1 protein-coding gene is annotated in these 422 nt (G+C 68.0%); it reads right to left on the bottom strand.

The annotated features are described in order from the left end of the window. Positions 1-422: efflux RND transporter periplasmic adaptor subunit (locus HWX76_RS36470; protein ID WP_176017116.1), on the bottom strand; the 422-nt coding region annotated here is incomplete at both ends.

The raw sequence follows: 422 nt of genomic DNA, 5'->3' as shown, positions 1-422 counted from the left end.
TGCGTGACGCCGATCTGCGGCACCAGGAACGCGTTCTCGTTCACGCCTTCCTCGATCCGTGCGCGCACGAACATCCCCGGCAGCAGCACGCGGCCGGGGTTCGGGAACACCGCGCGGATCGTCACCGAGCCGGTGGTCTGGTCGACCGTCACGTCCGAGAACTGCAGCTTGCCGGCTTCCGAATAGGTCTTGCCGTCTTCGAGGATCAGCGACACCTTCGCCGCGCCCGGGCCGCTCGTCTTCAGGCGGCCGCTCTGCACGTCCTGACGCAGCTTCAGCCCTTCGAGGCTCGACTGCGTGAGGTCGACGTACACCGGATCGAGCTGCTGCACGGTCGACATCAGCGTCGCCTGGCTCGCCTGCACGTATGCGCCCGGCGTCACCTGCGAGATGCCGACGCGGCCGCTGATCGGCGACACGAC

It is taken from the genome of Burkholderia sp. BCC0398, assembly GCF_902833245.1.
In the GTDB taxonomy this organism is placed as follows: Bacteria; Pseudomonadota; Gammaproteobacteria; order Burkholderiales; family Burkholderiaceae; genus Burkholderia; species Burkholderia sola.
Note: the sequence above shows the minus strand (reverse complement) of the source record. Positions and strands in the feature narration are given on the sequence as shown.